The 16,328-nt window shown below is 45.8% G+C and carries 12 protein-coding genes; 4 read left to right on the forward strand and 8 right to left on the reverse strand.

Going from position 1 to position 16,328, the window contains the following annotated elements:
- Window positions 1–35 precede the first annotated feature (35 nt).
- Window positions 36–4,214, reverse strand: a complete 4,179-nt coding sequence (locus tag WFI24_RS19030) for an RCC1 domain-containing protein (RefSeq protein ID WP_336763304.1) — start codon at window positions 4,212–4,214, stop codon at window positions 36–38.
- Between the two features lie 376 nt (window positions 4,215–4,590).
- Between WFI24_RS19030 and WFI24_RS19035 the strand changes: the two genes are divergently transcribed.
- On the forward strand, window positions 4,591–5,313 hold the full coding sequence (locus tag WFI24_RS19035) for a YheC/YheD family protein (RefSeq protein ID WP_336763306.1): 723 nt from the start codon (window positions 4,591–4,593) through the stop codon (window positions 5,311–5,313).
- 84 nt (window positions 5,314–5,397) lie between these two features.
- On the opposite strand, the gene WFI24_RS19040 is transcribed toward WFI24_RS19035, so the two are convergent.
- The 5 genes from WFI24_RS19040 to WFI24_RS19060 form a co-directional block, all read right to left on the reverse strand.
- Complete coding sequence (locus tag WFI24_RS19040; protein WP_047841001.1) at window positions 5,398–5,739, reverse strand: hypothetical protein; 342 nt, start codon at window positions 5,737–5,739, stop codon at window positions 5,398–5,400.
- Between the two features lie 271 nt (window positions 5,740–6,010).
- Entirely contained in the window at window positions 6,011–6,571 is a 561-nt protein-coding gene (locus WFI24_RS19045) for a DUF4303 domain-containing protein (RefSeq protein ID WP_336763310.1), read from the reverse strand.
- Window positions 6,572–6,599: 28 nt separating this feature from the next.
- Window positions 6,600–6,878, reverse strand: a complete 279-nt coding sequence (locus WFI24_RS19050; RefSeq protein WP_336763312.1) for a hypothetical protein — start codon at window positions 6,876–6,878, stop codon at window positions 6,600–6,602.
- 11 nt (window positions 6,879–6,889) lie between these two features.
- A complete protein-coding gene (locus tag WFI24_RS19055) occupies window positions 6,890–7,507 on the reverse strand; it encodes a hypothetical protein (protein WP_336763314.1) in 618 nt (205 codons plus the stop codon).
- 268 nt (window positions 7,508–7,775) lie between these two features.
- Window positions 7,776–9,899: a 5'-nucleotidase C-terminal domain-containing protein gene (locus WFI24_RS19060; protein WP_336763315.1), complete on the reverse strand. Its 2,124-nt coding sequence runs from the start codon at window positions 9,897–9,899 to the stop codon at window positions 7,776–7,778.
- A gap of 516 nt (window positions 9,900–10,415) precedes the next feature.
- Between WFI24_RS19060 and WFI24_RS19065 the strand changes: the two genes are divergently transcribed.
- Complete coding sequence (locus WFI24_RS19065) at window positions 10,416–11,039, forward strand: hypothetical protein (RefSeq protein WP_336763316.1); 624 nt, start codon at window positions 10,416–10,418, stop codon at window positions 11,037–11,039.
- 176 nt (window positions 11,040–11,215) lie between these two features.
- On the opposite strand, the gene WFI24_RS19070 is transcribed toward WFI24_RS19065, so the two are convergent.
- Window positions 11,216–12,580, reverse strand: a complete 1,365-nt coding sequence (locus tag WFI24_RS19070) for an ABC transporter substrate-binding protein (protein WP_336763317.1) — start codon at window positions 12,578–12,580, stop codon at window positions 11,216–11,218.
- A gap of 203 nt (window positions 12,581–12,783) precedes the next feature.
- Here WFI24_RS19070 and WFI24_RS19075 point away from each other — a divergent pair, with 203 nt between their 5' ends.
- Together WFI24_RS19075 and WFI24_RS19080 are read left to right on the forward strand one after the other, a co-directional pair.
- Window positions 12,784–13,497, forward strand: a complete 714-nt coding sequence (locus WFI24_RS19075) for a response regulator transcription factor (RefSeq protein WP_336763319.1) — start codon at window positions 12,784–12,786, stop codon at window positions 13,495–13,497.
- Window positions 13,498–13,537: 40 nt separating this feature from the next.
- Window positions 13,538–15,424, forward strand: a complete 1,887-nt coding sequence (locus WFI24_RS19080; protein WP_336763320.1) for a sensor histidine kinase — start codon at window positions 13,538–13,540, stop codon at window positions 15,422–15,424.
- Between the two features lie 176 nt (window positions 15,425–15,600).
- On the opposite strand, the gene WFI24_RS19085 is transcribed toward WFI24_RS19080, so the two are convergent.
- Window positions 15,601–16,269, reverse strand: coding sequence for a DNA alkylation repair protein (locus WFI24_RS19085; RefSeq protein ID WP_336763321.1), 669 nt, complete (start codon window positions 16,267–16,269; stop codon window positions 15,601–15,603).
- Window positions 16,270–16,328: the final 59 nt, after the last annotated feature.

Here is a 16,328-nt window from a genome sequence, read left to right on the forward strand (position 1 = left end):
TGCAGGGCTAGTCTGATTATCTATGCTCTATGAAGTTAATTAAGAACCTTCCAAAGTCGCAATAAAGCGACGGCGGCTTCGGCCCTTGTTGTTAATCCATCCGGCTGGAATTGGTTGCCTACTCGTCCGACTATAATTCCGTGCTCGCGGGCCGTTTCGACATAAGTCCTAGCCCAGGCCGGAATTCTGACATCGTCAGAGAAGAAAGGACTTGCCGTTCTGTCAGTTTGCCAATTCATTGCTCTGGAGACCATCGTAGCCATCTCTGTCCGGTTCACCACTTGCATGGGCCGCAATGTCCCGTCCGGGTATCCAGTGAGAACTCCCTCGGCTACTACAGTCTGGATCGCTGATCGCGCCCACGCCGGAATGTTATCCTTGTCGCCAAAGGTCAACGCGCTAGCTTCGTTGCTTATTGGAATCTGAAGAGTGCGTAGCAGCATGACGGCGAATTCCGTCCGAGTCACTTGGCCATTCGGCAAGAAATTGTCGGCATCCACGCCCTCCACGATTCCCAGTTCTGCCGCTTCGCAGATTTGCGATTGGGCCCAGTGATTCTCAATATCTGTAAAGGTACAGACAGGCGCCGAAGGGATTGTCTCTTCTTCACTGATGGGCACACGAGTAATCTTTAGCGTATAAGTCTTGAGGGTACCGTTCTCGGCCTGAACCGTAAGGGTCAGCACATTGGCTCCCATCGCCAGAGGGACGATTGTCGTCTCCCCTATGCGTGCTCCGAGCAGCGTAATCACTGCATTGGATTGAACAGGAGTCACCTGCAGCTCGATCTGCTCCGCATCCGTCTCTACAGTATACTCCCTCGTTCCGGTTGCGAATGCAGGGGATAATCCTAATGACCTGCCGGATACATCCACGTTTAAGTCGGCTAGATCTGCGTTGCTAGAGAGCGTTGTCGTCGTTGTTGGTGTTGTTGGTAGTGGTGGTGGTGATGCCGGCGCTGCGTTCACCGTTACCGTAGTAGATTGGCCAGCAACCTCCACCCCATTTAGATAAATCGTTAAAATATAGCTTCTATCGGTTTGAGCCGAGTTACGCGGAAGAGATACTGTCACTGTTGCGCTCGTGTCGCTGATGACAGTCGCCGTAGCGTTTTCAGCTCCATCCACGTATATCCTCACCGCCTGTTCGGTTAGGTTGACCCCTTTAATGGTAACGGTCGTATCGCCTCCGATGTGTGGCAAGCTGGTTGTGCTAGCCGCCATATTCGCAACCGCAGGGACGGCTACGATAAAGCTCGCATTCGCCTTGTCCAGCGTATTATGAATGATATTCTCGACCAAACCACCAGCAACATTAACCTCGTAAACTCCATCCTCCAGCGCGTCGCCAAAGCTTAAGGTAAACGTTCGGGAAGTCTCGTCATAACTTGGCGTATAAGCGGAGAATGCTTCCCCATCCTTCGTCATGCTGATCATAGGCAGCGCATTGGCAGAAGTGAGCTCCGCTCCGCCATCGATCCAATAAACGGCCTCGCTGACAGAAACGGAGACTTCAGTTGGCGGCGCAGCGAATGGTTGTTGATCGGTGAATCCGCCGTAGCTAACGAACGGCTTCGTCGTATCGTACAGCAGTGTCAGCATGTTGGACGCTGTATTACCATGTCCTAGCGCATCCGTTACGGAGTCTGCGATAACCGATACGGTCACATCCTGACCACTTGTAGTTGGCGTAATCGTCGCCGTGTAGGATGCCGCACTCACGGACGTCACATTCGACGCTGTGCCGTTCCCGACTACAAGATCTTCCTCCGACAACTCACTTACGTCTTCGCTGAAGGTTATCGTTGCTGAGAATGCAGCGTTTACCGTTCCGCTTGCCGAGCTGGTTACGGTTGCTGTCGGTGCAGTGTTATCCAGTACAAAGGGGGCTGATACAGCATCGACCGTGTTCCCGACGGCGTCCGTCGCTCGAATGTGCAAGTACCAGTCGCCATCGCCGGTTGTCTGACTTAACGTATCCTCGTTGCTGAACGCCGTCCACCCTCCGTTCGGAACGGCCGTGCTTTGCGTCCACACATACTGCAAGGAAGCAGCATCTGCACCACTTTGTGTATCGCTAACCGTTACCGTGCTTGCCGCCGATGTCACTGGCGTGGACTGTCCATTCGTGCCGAACTGAACTTCCGGTTCCGTTGAATCGATCACTAATGTAATCGTATAGGTTCGGCCGGGCAGCAGATAGGGCTCGACGCGAACAGGGATGGCCGTATCCGTCGTTGCTCCTGCTAGGCTAATCGTCTTCGTACCGTCGCTCGCCAACAGCTCATTGTCCACGTACAGGTCTGTCTGGGTCGTGCTCGCAAGCGTCGGCGTTACATCCACGCTGGGCAGCGATTGCCCGTCATAATAATACGTGTAGGCTGTGACGGAAGGATCGAAGGGCTCCGTGAAGTCCCCTTCCAGCATAGTTAAGCCGCTCAGATCTGCATTCCCAGGTACAGTAGTTTGACCACCGCTGTTATCCCCCCAAGCTACCACACTGCCATCGGACTTCAATGCCAGGGAATGGGAGGTTCCCGCAGCGATCGCCACGACTCCATCCAGGTCTGCGGGCACATTGATTTGATCTTGGTTATTGTTCCCCCAAGCGACGACGGTTCCATCCGATTTCAATGCAAGGGAATATGAGGCTCCCGCGGCAATGGCCACCACGCCACTCAGGCCCGAAGGCACACTTATTTGACCATTACCACTTGCTCCCCAGGCGATAACGGAACCGTTCGATCTCAATGCGAGTGAATGAGAGTTTCCCGCGGCAATGGCTACCGCGTCATTCAAACCTGCGGGCACATTGATTTGGCCGCCGTTATTGAAACCCCAGGCGACGACAGTGCCGTCCGACTTCAATGCAAGGGAATGTCCGCCTCCCGCGGCAATGGCCACCGCATCATTCAAGCCCACGGGCACATTGGCTTGTCCGTTGGAATTGTACCCCCAGGCAACGACGGTACCGTCTGAATTCAATGCAAGGGAATGAGCTAAGCCCGCAGAGATTGCTACCACGCCATCCAGGCCTGCAGGCACACTGGTTTGGCCTTGATAATTGTACCCCCAGGCGACGACGGTACCGTTCGATCTCAATGCGAGTGAATGAGAGTTTCCCGCGGCAATTGCAGCCACTTCTCTTAGGGCAGCGGGCATGTTGAGCTGACCATCGAAGTTGCTCCCCCAGCCGGCTAGGGTGCCATCTGACTTCAGCGCTAGAGAATGGACAACTCCCGCAGCGATCTTACTCCCTTTAATTGGAGAAGAGAGCCCGGCGGGCACAGTCCTTTGACCATAAGTATCGTCTCCCCATGCGACGACGGTGCCATCCGACTTCTGCGCGAGCGAATAATCCCATCCCGTACTAATCGCCACCACATCGGTCAAGTCCGCGGGTGTGTCCAGTTGGCCCTTGTTATTGTCTCCCCATGCGACGATGGTACCATCCGCTTTGAGCGCGAGCGAATGGTGATCTCCTGCGGAGATCGCTGTCACTCCGCCTGCTGCCAACTCCGCCGGTATCGTCGATTGCCCATCGTTGTTGTTACCCCATGCGACGACGGTGCCATCCGACTTTAGAGCAAGCGAATGATAGGTTCCTGCGGAGATGGCCACCACGTTATCTAATCCAGATGGCAAAGTAGAAGAGCTGTCTCCCCATGCGACGACGGTGCCATCCGATTTCAACGCAAGCGAATGTTCAAAACCGGCAGAGATGTCCACCACATCCGTCATCCCTGCAGGGGCGGTCGCTTGACCATTGCTATTGTTACCCCATCCAATAACCGTTCCATTCGACATGAGCGCGAGCGAATAAGTTCCACCTGCAGCGATAGCTACCGCTCCACCCGATGCAGCCTCTTCTGGAATCGTCGTTTGACCCAGACCGTTCTCTCCCCAAGCGACGACAGTACCCTCCGATGTCAAGGCGAGCGAATGCCCTCCGCCGGCAGAGACGGTTATCACATCCGTCAGATTCGCTGGCATATCCGCCTGACCTCTACTCTTGTCACCCCATGTGACAACGGTACCGTTAGATTTTATCAAGAGAGAGTGGTAGGCTCCCGAGGCCATCCGGATTCCATCCGTTCTTCGAACTCCCTCTTGCGACGCATAAGCGGAATGCGATCCGTAGGGAACCATCCAGCCAAGCAGCAATACGAGGCTCATAAAGAGACTAATCTTCGTTCTCCATTTAAACGATAACAATATGTACTCGCTCCTTCATTCTAAGTTTATCTTGGCAAGGCTTTCTCCATTAGAATCTTAACACAACCCTATGAAAGGAAAATGAAAGAAAGGGAGGCTCTTTAACCGTGAAGATGAAGGATATCTGATGAGTTCGTGGTCATTCGAAACAGCTAACGCGAGCCAAAAAATTCCGCCCTACTTATGGTACGGTTAACCGTATTATCTATAGTGGATTTTACCGAGGATGATAGCAGTCAAGCAAGCGGTACGAGCTTAAAATCCTTCTTTACTTGCTTCGGCCCTTAAATCTAGACGAATGGTCACTTATGCAGATCACGAATTTGAATTAGAATTAGAATTAACGGTAGAAGATTGAAAAAAGGCTGTGATACCAATGTTAATTGAAAAAGACAAATGGTTGCAGTATGGCATCCTCCGCCATGAGCCCTCTCTCGCTGTAAGGTTGCCAGAAACACAGTTGCTTGAGAAGAACACTCTCACGAAGATGCTCCTTCAATATCAAAGCGTTGTACTGAAACCTCGCGATGGGAGTTACGGAAGGGATATCGTGTTCATTAGACGAAACGATGCGAAAGCTTATCGTATCCAGAACGAAAATAACACGGTCACCATGAGAGACACTGATCAGTTACTCGAATGGCTCGAGCAAACAAACAAAAGTGATGGATATATTGTCCAAAAGCTTCTGCAGCTTGCTCAAATTAAACACAGGCCGTTCGACATTCGAATCATGGTTCAGCGCAAAAAAGGCCCCTCGTCCACTTGGAACGTGACAGGTTCCTATGCTAAAGTTGCCGCACGGGGATATCAAGTTACCAATGTGAATAACCGCCCCATTCCAGTGCTTAAGGCACTGAAATTAGCCCGAATTGGAGATCGGCGCTTGCTTGTCAAAGCGGAACAAGTTGCACGATTAGCCGCCATACGATTGGGAGAGCATTACCCCATGCTTAGACAAGTCGGGTTCGATATAGCCGTCGACAAGAAACGGCGAATCTGGATCATCGAAGGAAATTATCAACCGGATTTGCGCCCTTTCCGACTTATGAAAGATTCCTCGATGCACCGCAGAATATTATGGTACAAGAAAAATTAAAACGAAAAAAGACGACCTGCCTATTACTCCGGGCAAGTCGTCTTTTCATGTTTCGTACCTAATCTTGATATTAACCCTCTTCGGTTATTTCCGGCATTTTCTAATCGCACTTGTAACACGTGTCACTCGGAACTGATTCACCCCTACCTGTATAATGGCGAACTGGCTGTACGAAGTACCAGAAGAGGTATACGGTTCAGCCTCAATATTTCCACTCGGTGTTCTAACCGTCGCGGTGATTCTAGTTACCAGGCACACACCACGGTCAGAAGATCTCCAAGTCTCGTCACGCTGAACACTATATCTATCGTTGCTACAAAAGATGGATGCATACTCCACTACTCCACTCGCATTAAACGAAGTAGAGTTATAGATCTGAACAGGGTCATAACCACCTCTAGGTGCTCCAGGTCTTCTATTTCCCATTCTCAAAACCTCCTTTTTTATTGATAGTCTATTAAATGCAATTGAATTGTTTTGGTAAGGTATAAATGTGGACAAGGTAGAAAAAGTGTGTTTGTACAGTGGTAGAGGGAAACTAGTAGCTCGATTTCATAACTCAAACACAAAAAAACCACCCTTTACTATACAAAGGTGGTTCGCGAATTATAGAACTACTGTCAGTATCATCTTATTGGGCCAATTGAGTCGAAACGGTACATCATAGACGGTCAAAACTCCCCAAATGCAGATACTTCTATTCTGCCGCCTCCGCCAACCATGCTTGCATAGCCGGAGATTCCGCCCGATTCAAACGTAAGGCAATTTCGGTATTGATCTTATCCGGCGGCATGACTTCAACAAGGACACATACGGACTCTCGCCGTTGATTTAAGGCAAATATGCCTTCATCATCGAGCATTTTCATCGCCAGCTCCATGGCGTTCAGCCTCACATCCAACTCGCAATTCCAATCATCATACTCCAGTTCCGCAATGAAAGGACGCTCGTTATATCGTTGTTTGACACCGTCAAAGTAATCATCCCCAAAACAACAATAGGGCGAATCTGCATACGACCATTTGATGAGATCGGCAATCGTGGATACCGGCGTATCACTTTCCTCTGCTTGCCTAGCCGATTCCAACGCCAAAGCTTCCCACGACCAGGTAGAGATGCTTGGCGCATGTCCCTCGCCAGTAGTGTATAACGTACAATAATAGTAACGTTCACCATTTTCAAAAAGAGTACAAAAAGACGTTCTGGCGGCAGCGGCGATCTCTATGGCCAGCGTCTCTATTTCTTGCATTGGCTTCATGATTGGAGTTCTCCTTTCCATTCGTTGATCATTTGCCCCTTCGATATGAATTGGCTATTTGGACTAGATACCAGACACCCGCACCCACAAGGGCAGCAAACACCAGATTAATGCAGCCGAACACGATGAGTGATTTTGCTTGGCCTGGACCGATCCGGAAAGCGGTAACAAGCTGGAAGACAGCCGGTAGCAAAAATGCCAGCCAGGAGATGGTTATAAGCTTTTCTGTTCTGAAGCTCCACCATACTGCGGAACATGAGGCAACTAGTAGTACCCAGGTACAGATAATATTTAGGGCGGACGTCATTTCAGCCCCTCCTATTTGCCATGAATCACAAGTCTATATTTACTGAAGATCCACGATTGGCTCAATTCATGCATTGCATCATGGCTTATACGCACAGAGGGCTTTTGCTCCTTCATCGCATCTGCATCAAGGGCTGAGAAGCGAAGGGGTTTGGTCATTTTTTTGATAGAGTCTCTTATTTCATCGAAAAATGCATAGGTCCGCGGCTTATGTTCACGGATATCCTCATACATATAGTACTTTCCTTTTTCATCTTCCACATTAACTTGAAATCCTTTTGGAAATGAAAGCAAGATACACGGCAGTTCATCCTCTGCCCATTGTCCGTGATATGGAAAAGAAACCTCTTCATTTCTCACAAAAAATCCCGAACTTTCTTGATCCGATGCAATAGAAATAGAGTAAACAAAGAAGGGATGGATGTCATCTCTCTTTTCTCCTGCCACAAAATACTGATAGAACGTCTGATACCCCTCGTACACCTGATTATAATCATGCTCTGTTCGGGCAGCATTGGTACGATAGAATTGCGCTTGCCGATGCTCCAAAAGCTGCAAAAGGCTTTTAAACTCTTCAGGAGTGATGAAGAATCTCAGTTTATAGAATCCGCTGTTCTTTAATTTGTCCATTTCTCTTCGCTCACCTACCTCATGGGATTTCCAAAACTGATCGTGATCTAAGCGTTTCTCGTGCAGCAATATTCGTTCTATTTATGTATCTTATTTCCATTATAGTGTTTACTTGCTCTGGGTCTACCTACTTTACACCTGATTTTGTGAGCATGAAAAAAACACATCCTACATTGGACTATGGCATTCTCCTAGATTAAGAAGAACGCTCATTCACCTGATAGGATGTGTTTTCCTGTTTTAATATAAGGCGGGAATAAGTTCTACATTATGAAGCTTTGGCTGCAACAGCTTTTTCAATTAATGCTTTTGCATCATTATTAGTAAGGCCTTGTTTAGGTTGGAGCGATTTTTTATCTGTTGCACCAAGAATACCTTTGTCAATCAGTTTTGCCATAGGCTTAATGGCATAGGCAGACACGGATTTACCATCTTCGAAACCAGCAATGATCGCAGCTGCATTTTTATCCGTAGCTTGGTCGTTTACCAATACAGCAAGAATGGTAGCAGCTTCTTCACGCGTGATATCCCGATCAGGATAGAAGTTTCCACCATAACCTTGAATGAATCCAGCATGCGTAGCTTCAGCAATCGCATCTGCATATGCAGCATTGGCTGCAACATCCTTGAATGCAGGTGCTGTAGCAACTTCGTTTAATTTCAACATGTCGACCAGAGCACTTACAAATTCAGCACGAGAAATGACTTCTGTTGTTACAGGTGTTTCAGTTGGCTCGGTAGATGCAGCCAGGTTTGTGATACGTCCTTCATTTTTAGCTACGATGCTACCACCTTTATACGTGTCTACGATGTATTGGTAGAATACATCCAGATCGATAGGACCTGCCAGGGATGATTTAGCATCCAGCAGCACTTTATAGTTATCTCCACCTGCAGCCATAAAGTTGTTAACTACAGCCGTATATGTTTTTGCAGGATCAATCGTTGTTCCATCTTCAAGACTGAGACCAGTAACACGCTCTGCGACAGGCTTATTGAAATCTGCAGTGTATTTCAAACCAGAGATTTGGAGTGTTTTGGTATTAGGTGTCCCGTCAGCATTGGTACCCCATTGCTGCTGCAACAAGGTTTTAACCTGTTCGCCAGTCAGCTCAAGTTTTACTAGAGTATTACCAAACGGTTGGATTTTGGCAAGATCAGCAAAGGTCACATCGCCTTGTGGCAGATCCGCACGAATACCACCTGGATTCATAAATGCAAAGTCAGCAGCACTTGCCTTATCCCCAAAGTCTGCTTCACGCATTGAATCTGCAATGAGGTTGCCTAGAGGGGCTTCGTTATTATAAGCATCTGTACGGGTAACAGAACCATCCGTTGTACCTACTGGCTTCGTTAGCTCAGGATGCTTGTCTAATGATTTTTTAATAATAGCTAAAGATTCAGGGTCTTCTTTTACACCCTCTTGGAAAGTCGTTGTAACAGTCGCTGATTTTTCAGTTACATCCCCGGTGGCAGGGTCAATCATCAGCTTGATATCTTCAAACGCCGTACCATAGGAATAAGCTTGAACGATCAACTTTCCATTCACTTCACCGTTAGCCAAAGCATGATTGTCACCTGCAACGATAACGTCAACAGGGGAGTCCGCCGGTAAAGCTTTTGCCAGATCAGCTGCTTCTCCAGTGGTTACGCCTTCTTTGGTTGTTGCTGGATCATGTGCCAAAACAATGATCGTTTCTACACCTTGGTCTTGCAATTCTTTTGCATATTTATTAACAGCTTCCACTTCTTCTTCTGCGCTTAAGAAACGTACACCAGCTGTCCCAGATGGAGATACTTTGGCAGGTGTGGATTTCGTCACTAGTCCAATAAATCCAATTTTGACTCCGCCCACTTCTTTAATCACATACGGCTTAATCAATGTTTTTCCTGTGGCAGTTTCAATCACGTTTGCATTGACGTAATCAAATTTTGCACCGGCATGCGTTACTTTACCTTCTTTTGGATCAAGGCCACCAAAGATTTGTGCTTTTAATGCTGCAATTCCTTGGTCGAACTCATGGTTACCCAGAGAAGCTACATCAAATCCCATCATATTCATCCATTCCATGGTAGGCTCGTCACGATCCAAAGATGAGGCTGGAGCAGATGCACCAACAGAGTCTCCATTATGGAAGAGTAGGGAGTGTTCATATTTGGCTTGAGCTTCTTTGAGATAGGTTGCTAGAATTGGAGCCGTTCCTGCCTTCTTATCACCCACGATTGATGTCGTATCTAACTGACCGTGGAAGTCATTAATTCCAATCAAGTGTACTTCTACATCGCTGCCTGCGGCAGAGACAGAACCCGCTGCGCCCAATAGTTGGGTGAGTAGTAGTGCAGTAGTAGCCACCCCAACTGTACTTTTACTCACAAATTTTTTCCAAGACATGAATTACAAAACCCCTCTCCAATTTCAGATCCTGTAATATTTTAACATGAATCTATTCTTAAATATCGTAAAAAATATGAAACCAATGTAAAAATTTCTGAGTTTTATAGAAAAAAAACGGACGGGCTGTAAATAGATTTATATATATCTCAATTGGGTTATTTTTATAGATTTTACATAGAAATATATGGCTTTTATCTTTTAAGTTGCTATAATGGTAAATAAAGTATGTAAATGGTAGAGTACAGTGAACTAACTATCACTAACAGGCATCATTCTGACGTTACAACTCCCCAAAAGCATAATACTCACTACATCATTTCAAAGCATCACACTATCCATTTAAGGAGGTGGTCCTGAGACCATTGAGGCTTCTAATTCCTCTTTTCCACCGATGGGGGCAATGTTGACCTATCCTTCACCATGCCTAACTGAATGCAACAATGTATCACATAACAACAGAAATAATATACTTATCTATGTAAAACCATTATATGAAATGTAGGAGTGTGTCCAATGAATAAACGACTTTTCCCCAAATCTTTTCGGGTTCTTTTGGCTTGCTTGTTGATTTTAGCATTTGCCGTACCAGCGACGGCTTCTGCCGGCTATCTTGGAGATAAGCTTACGATCGGTCAAAGCATGGCGAAGGGTGATTATCTCACCTCTCAAGATGGCAGATTTTCAGCCATTTGGCAGAATGATGGGAATTTTGTCATCTATCAGAATGGTTCTTCTCTATGGAGTAGCGGTACTAGTAATAGTGGGGCTGTTGCGTTCAAGTTTGAATCCGTAGGAAAGCCAGTAATCTATTCGTATGGCGGATCATATAAAGATGTATACCAATATGGTTATCGCTATGGATTCAACCCTGCCACAGGTAAATTCGAATATTACACGGGCTGGGGGTATGATAAAGTTTGGGTGATTGATACTTCTATACTGCAAGGCGTATGGTCTGCCAATACCGCCTCATGGATTCCAGGCCATCACGGAAGCAGCTTGCCGGCTAACACAACGGGTGACACACTGGTCATGCAAAGTGATGGGAATCTAGTTCTCTATAACACAACCTTGACTAACAGCAATTATCCAAATAGTTGGATTCCTGTCTGGGCTTCCAATACGGGTGGACGCTAAAAAAATGAAGAGCCGCATGCTGTGCGGCTCTTTTTTGTTTATACAAGGAAGCTAATAGACTCACCACTTAACAAAAAGAGGCCAACCAAGTACAAATGGCTGACCTCTATACATAAAGTCGTATGGACTATCCCGATCTCTATATTTCGGGGAAATATCATAACTCTAAGATTCTATTACTTTGCCGTCTGAGCTTTCTTCAATTTATCAGCAACGGCTTGAGTGTTGGATTGAATAGCAGCAGTTGCTTTGTCTAATGTTTTCTTCCCGTTTACTACCTGTGTCAGTTCTTTCAATACAATTGACCGAAATCTCAATTCAAAATTTGGCGACTTGTTCATGAGAACATAACTTGTTATCGATGAATCCAGATTAGGTCTTAATTTATAGAATGCATCCAACTTGTACCCGGAGTACTCCTTAATCATGCGAGATAGAGGAGCACCGATACTATTGTTCGAGTTCTTGGGTTTATAGTATTCATTAGCGTAGTCATCTCCATTGAAATATTTGATGAAATCCCACGCGGCATCTACATGAGATGCGCCTGCTGGAATCGCAAATATCTCATTAATATACAGGTTCCCTGTTGACTTTCGGTCCTTAGCGGCAGGGCCGGCAGCAATACCAAGCGTGAAAGGTTTGTAATTCTTCACACCTTTTTTGGCTGCTTGCAGGGACTGTAACTGACTAATAGAGGCTACTTTCATAGCTGATCGTCCCATAATGAACGAGCTGCTTTCCAAGTAACTTTTGCCGGACAGACTGATCATCTCGTCAAGTACTCCGGACTTCGTTGCCTCGCTCGACAGACGATAAGCATTTTTCCACGCAGCTGTATTTGCAGTAGCCTTAAGGGTGTTTGAATCCATGTACGTTAATCCTTCTGTTCTGGCGATTTCCATTACCAAATTGCTTGATCCAGTGGTGCTTAAGCCCCAAATTCGGGAGTTCTTATCTCCCTTGGTAGGGAATTTCTTAGCAAGATTCAATATCTCTTCCCATGTCATCCCATCCGTTGGAGTTTTAACATTGTACTTTTTAAATAAATCAGCATTATACAGAAGAGCGTAGGAATCCGCTTTTGGGCTTAACCCATAAAGTTTGCCACCGCCTTGTTTCTTCAATTCATCAAGCAAGCCGGGGTATAACGTTGTCGTATCATACGTATCTCGCTTAATTAAAGGTTCTAAATCGACCAGCTTTTTCTCTTTAGACATTTGTTGGTATTGGTAAGGGGGGAGCATCACAAGATCGGGCGAATACTTATTGATTGCCCCGTTGTAATCCCTAATCGCTTCCATACCTCCAGGTGTAACTACTTCGATATTTACATTCGGGTACTTCTGACTAAACAGATCTCCATATGTCATGTTGAAATCATCTTCGTTCCAGTACAATACTTTTAAAGTACGTGCCGAATCTGCCTCGTTATCCGAATTTGCCGAAACTTGCTTGCCTGTGCTAAAAACTGTTGACATACCGATTAACATAACACTAAGGCTAACAAGCATGGCCTTCTGTAATACCTTATGCTTCAAAAATAAAACCTCCACTCATGTATTGTTCAAACGATGATTCGCTTGTGTTGTACTCAGTATAGAAGTGAAAGCTTATCATCTAACTACCGAACTTCTTATCATTTCCTTAAATCGTCCTGATGTTATTCAATGCATAAGAAATATCGCTTATAATTATCGTGATGCTCTTCAATTGAAGGAAGATGCTGGAATAGGGAGGATCTATGGCGGAAAGCACAATTTTAATGGTGGATGATGAAGCGGAAATTATCCAATTAATGAGTATTTATTTCAATAACGAAGGTTACAAGTTGCTGCAAGCGTCGAATGGAATGGAGGCGCTGAAGATTCTGCAGACCAAGCAAGTGGATCTAATTGTACTGGATCTAATGATGCCCAAGATGGACGGTTTGCAAGCGTGTATGAAAATACGAGAGACGAATCCGATTCCCATCATTATGCTGTCCGCTAAAAGCCAAGATATCGATAAAATATCAGGCCTTAGTATCGGCGCTGACGACTACGTAACCAAACCGTTCAACCCGCTCGAGCTAATCGCACGGATTAAGTCGCAACTTCGAAGAATGAACCAGTTCAACTCCCTTTCGGGCAATGCGAACGAAATACATATCGAAAACGTCGTGATTAATAATGCATCCCACACGGTAACGGTCGATCAGCAGGAAATCAAATTGACTCCCCGCGAGTTCGCGCTCCTTCACATGCTGGCTGTTAATAGAGGGATGGTGCTGAGTATGGACCGTATCTACGAAGAAGTATGGAATGAGCCTTTTATGGAGTCGAAGAATAGTGTCATGGTTCATATCCGTAAGCTCCGTGAGAAGATAGAATCCAATCCACGTGAACCACGGATCATTAAAACCGTGTGGGGGATCGGATACAAAATCGAAAGCGATTTAAAAGCAAGGGGTGAGTAGGATCCAACCACAGTGGCTGTATACGATTCGGTGGAGATTAATGCTGATCATGGTTGCAAGCCTGGTTTTGACAGGCACAGCTATTTTTTTGGGGTATGTCATGGCGGGAGCGCTGCAGAACATTGAATACGTGGCTGTTCCGATCAATTGGCTCATTGAGTATGCCGGGTCCGTTCGCGTGATGATCATAACCGGTATCGTTCTATTCCCCATTACTTTCTTCCTTGCCAGTCTCCGTTTGGTTCGGGATTTACGTGAAATTAACACCGGATTGCAGGAAATATCGGCAGGGCGGTTCGGGCAGGTTGTAAGGGTTAAGGGCAAGGATGAGTTAAGCGTCATTGCGGAGAATATGAATCAATTGAGTAGTGAATGGGATCATTATCTCGCGGAAATCACACGTGGTCTGGGGGAGATTGCGAACGGGCAGTTCGACCATCAAATCCCCGAAATTGCCGATCATCAACTGGGAGAGGTAGCGCTCAGCATCAACCGGATGAGTATGCAGTTGAAGCATTCGATTGCGGAGGAACGCAAGGCGGAAAAGACTAAAAACGATCTGATCACCGGTGTATCTCATGACCTGCGAACTCCACTGACCTCGATCCTCGGTTTTCTCGAAGTCATCGAGAAGGATCGGTATCAGGATGAGGTGGAGATGCGCTATTACGTCAATATTGCATATGAGAAATCTTTGGCGCTTCGACGATTGATCGACGAACTATTCGAATACACACGGGTCAACAATGGCATGCCCCTGGAACTCAGCGAGCTTAATATGACCGGGTTAATTGGCCAGCTTGCCGAAGAATTCGTGCCAATTACCGAGAGTGCAGGCATGGAAATCAGGCTGAATGTTCAAGAAGGAGACTTCAACATTCAAGCGGACGGAGCATTGTTGGTACGGGCATACGAGAATATACTCGCCAATGCCATCCAATACGGGCGTACAGGCAAATATATCGATATCGATATTGCACAAGATGGAGATATGTTAGTTGTACGGATTCAAAACTATGGAGTCCCTATTCCCGAGCGGGATTTACCTTTTATTTTCGATCGTTTCTACCGGGTAGACAGCTCTAGGTCGAAGCAGACCGGAGGTACAGGTCTCGGTCTCGCCATAACAAAAAGTATTGTCGAGGTACACGGAGGAGGCATCACTGCGCACAGCAGCAAAAAGGCAACCTGGTTTGAAACACGGTTATCCATGTTCGGACCCAATCAGACGCAAGTGGCTGTTACGGAAGAAGCCCAAAACGAAATCAATCGGATACCGACCGTGCTTCCGGAACAAGACCTTGTACCAAAACAAAGAATATTTCCTTGGCTTCGACACCTGTCTCTCTCCAGGATAGCTGCTGTACCCATGATCTTGTTGCTCGTCTGCGCGGTGGTACTATTCAGTATGAAGAATTCATTTACCTCTAATCTCGTGGTGAAGTTACCTTCCATCTTCTCTGAAAAAGAAGATTCAACGTTGATGCCAACAACCGGGAAGGACGAATTGGTTCTAATCACCGGTAAAACAGACAAAGACTATACATTGCTTATTCATAGCTACCGTTACGACGGACATGACCTAATTATCCAATACTCCATGAAACATTCTAACCAGATATTGGAGACGCAGTGGGCGAAACAATCGGTCAAACCGACTTTTATGTTGGACCCTTCAACGATAAAGATAGTTCCCGGCATCGCCACAGATTCAGGAGTAGTGTTTGCCAAAAATGGTACCCTCCATTTTTATTTTATCGAGAATTCGCCACCTCCTGACCAGTTCCTGCTGAAGGTCAACGTAAATCAGTTAGTTCTGTCCAATGGCCCGGATCAGCAGGATCTGCTCACTGGAGACTGGAGCTTCGAAATTCCTGTAAAGAAAAATTATGAGCAAAAAAACAACGGTCAAAGCGCGCCCTTGTAGAATTCAACCTAATTGAGATTCTTGAAATAAGTATTATACTTCAGAACCAATGAATTACGGTTATAATTGCCCTTCAAGCAAAAAGGATCTGGAAGCTTACTTCCAGATCCCTTTTCTATATTGAGGCTTCGAATTCTTATTTTCACATCAGGTACTAATGAATATTTCAGGGGCAACTAATTCTTATTTCGTTTGTTAACTTCAATTGCAATGAACTCTGGCAAATAATTAGGAGTACAACCCTTTGATACCATTTCACCCTTATAAAGACCTGTATTCTCACCAAGTTTAATACAACGCGAACGATACTTTTGATCATAAATGCCTATCCAGCCTGCAATGAAATTCATAGCCCACTGAACTTCCGGCTCTTCCTGCGTAATATTAGCTTCAATTGCAGATAGTAAGTCTTCGGTGTTATCAGGAGGCGTTTGTCCAGTCCATCTCAATCGCGCTTGATAATACCAAAAAGCTCGCCTTTGAAGAGCAGAAGGGCTGTTTTCCCATGACTCCATCAATGCAATGGTCTTCTTGTCTTTGGTAAGCTGATTAGCCATTAACCAATCCATTAAGTTATTTCGCTCATCAAAAGTGTGAGTCTGCATATCCTTATCAAACCTATTAAGCAATTCTTGTGAAAGAAGTTTTTTATCCATAATTAAAATAGCTAATAGTCTGGGCAAAAACGCTTCGGTCGACCAAAGTTCCATAGCAAGTTCGTGATCTTTTTTAATGTCCTTCGCGATTTTTCGTAAGTCGCCTAGCTTCGTTTTACTATTGATCTGTGATAGGATATTTTCTGCTAGTGAAGAACGTTTCATTTCTGTACTTTCATTCTTATTCATTTGATACCACAGCTCCTTTATTAAAGCACTGTATTTCCATATATTGACAAATAAATGTG

It is taken from the genome of Paenibacillus sp. USHLN196 (assembly GCF_037144955.1).
Taxonomy (GTDB): Bacteria; Bacillota; Bacilli; order Paenibacillales; family Paenibacillaceae; genus Paenibacillus; species Paenibacillus xylanexedens_C.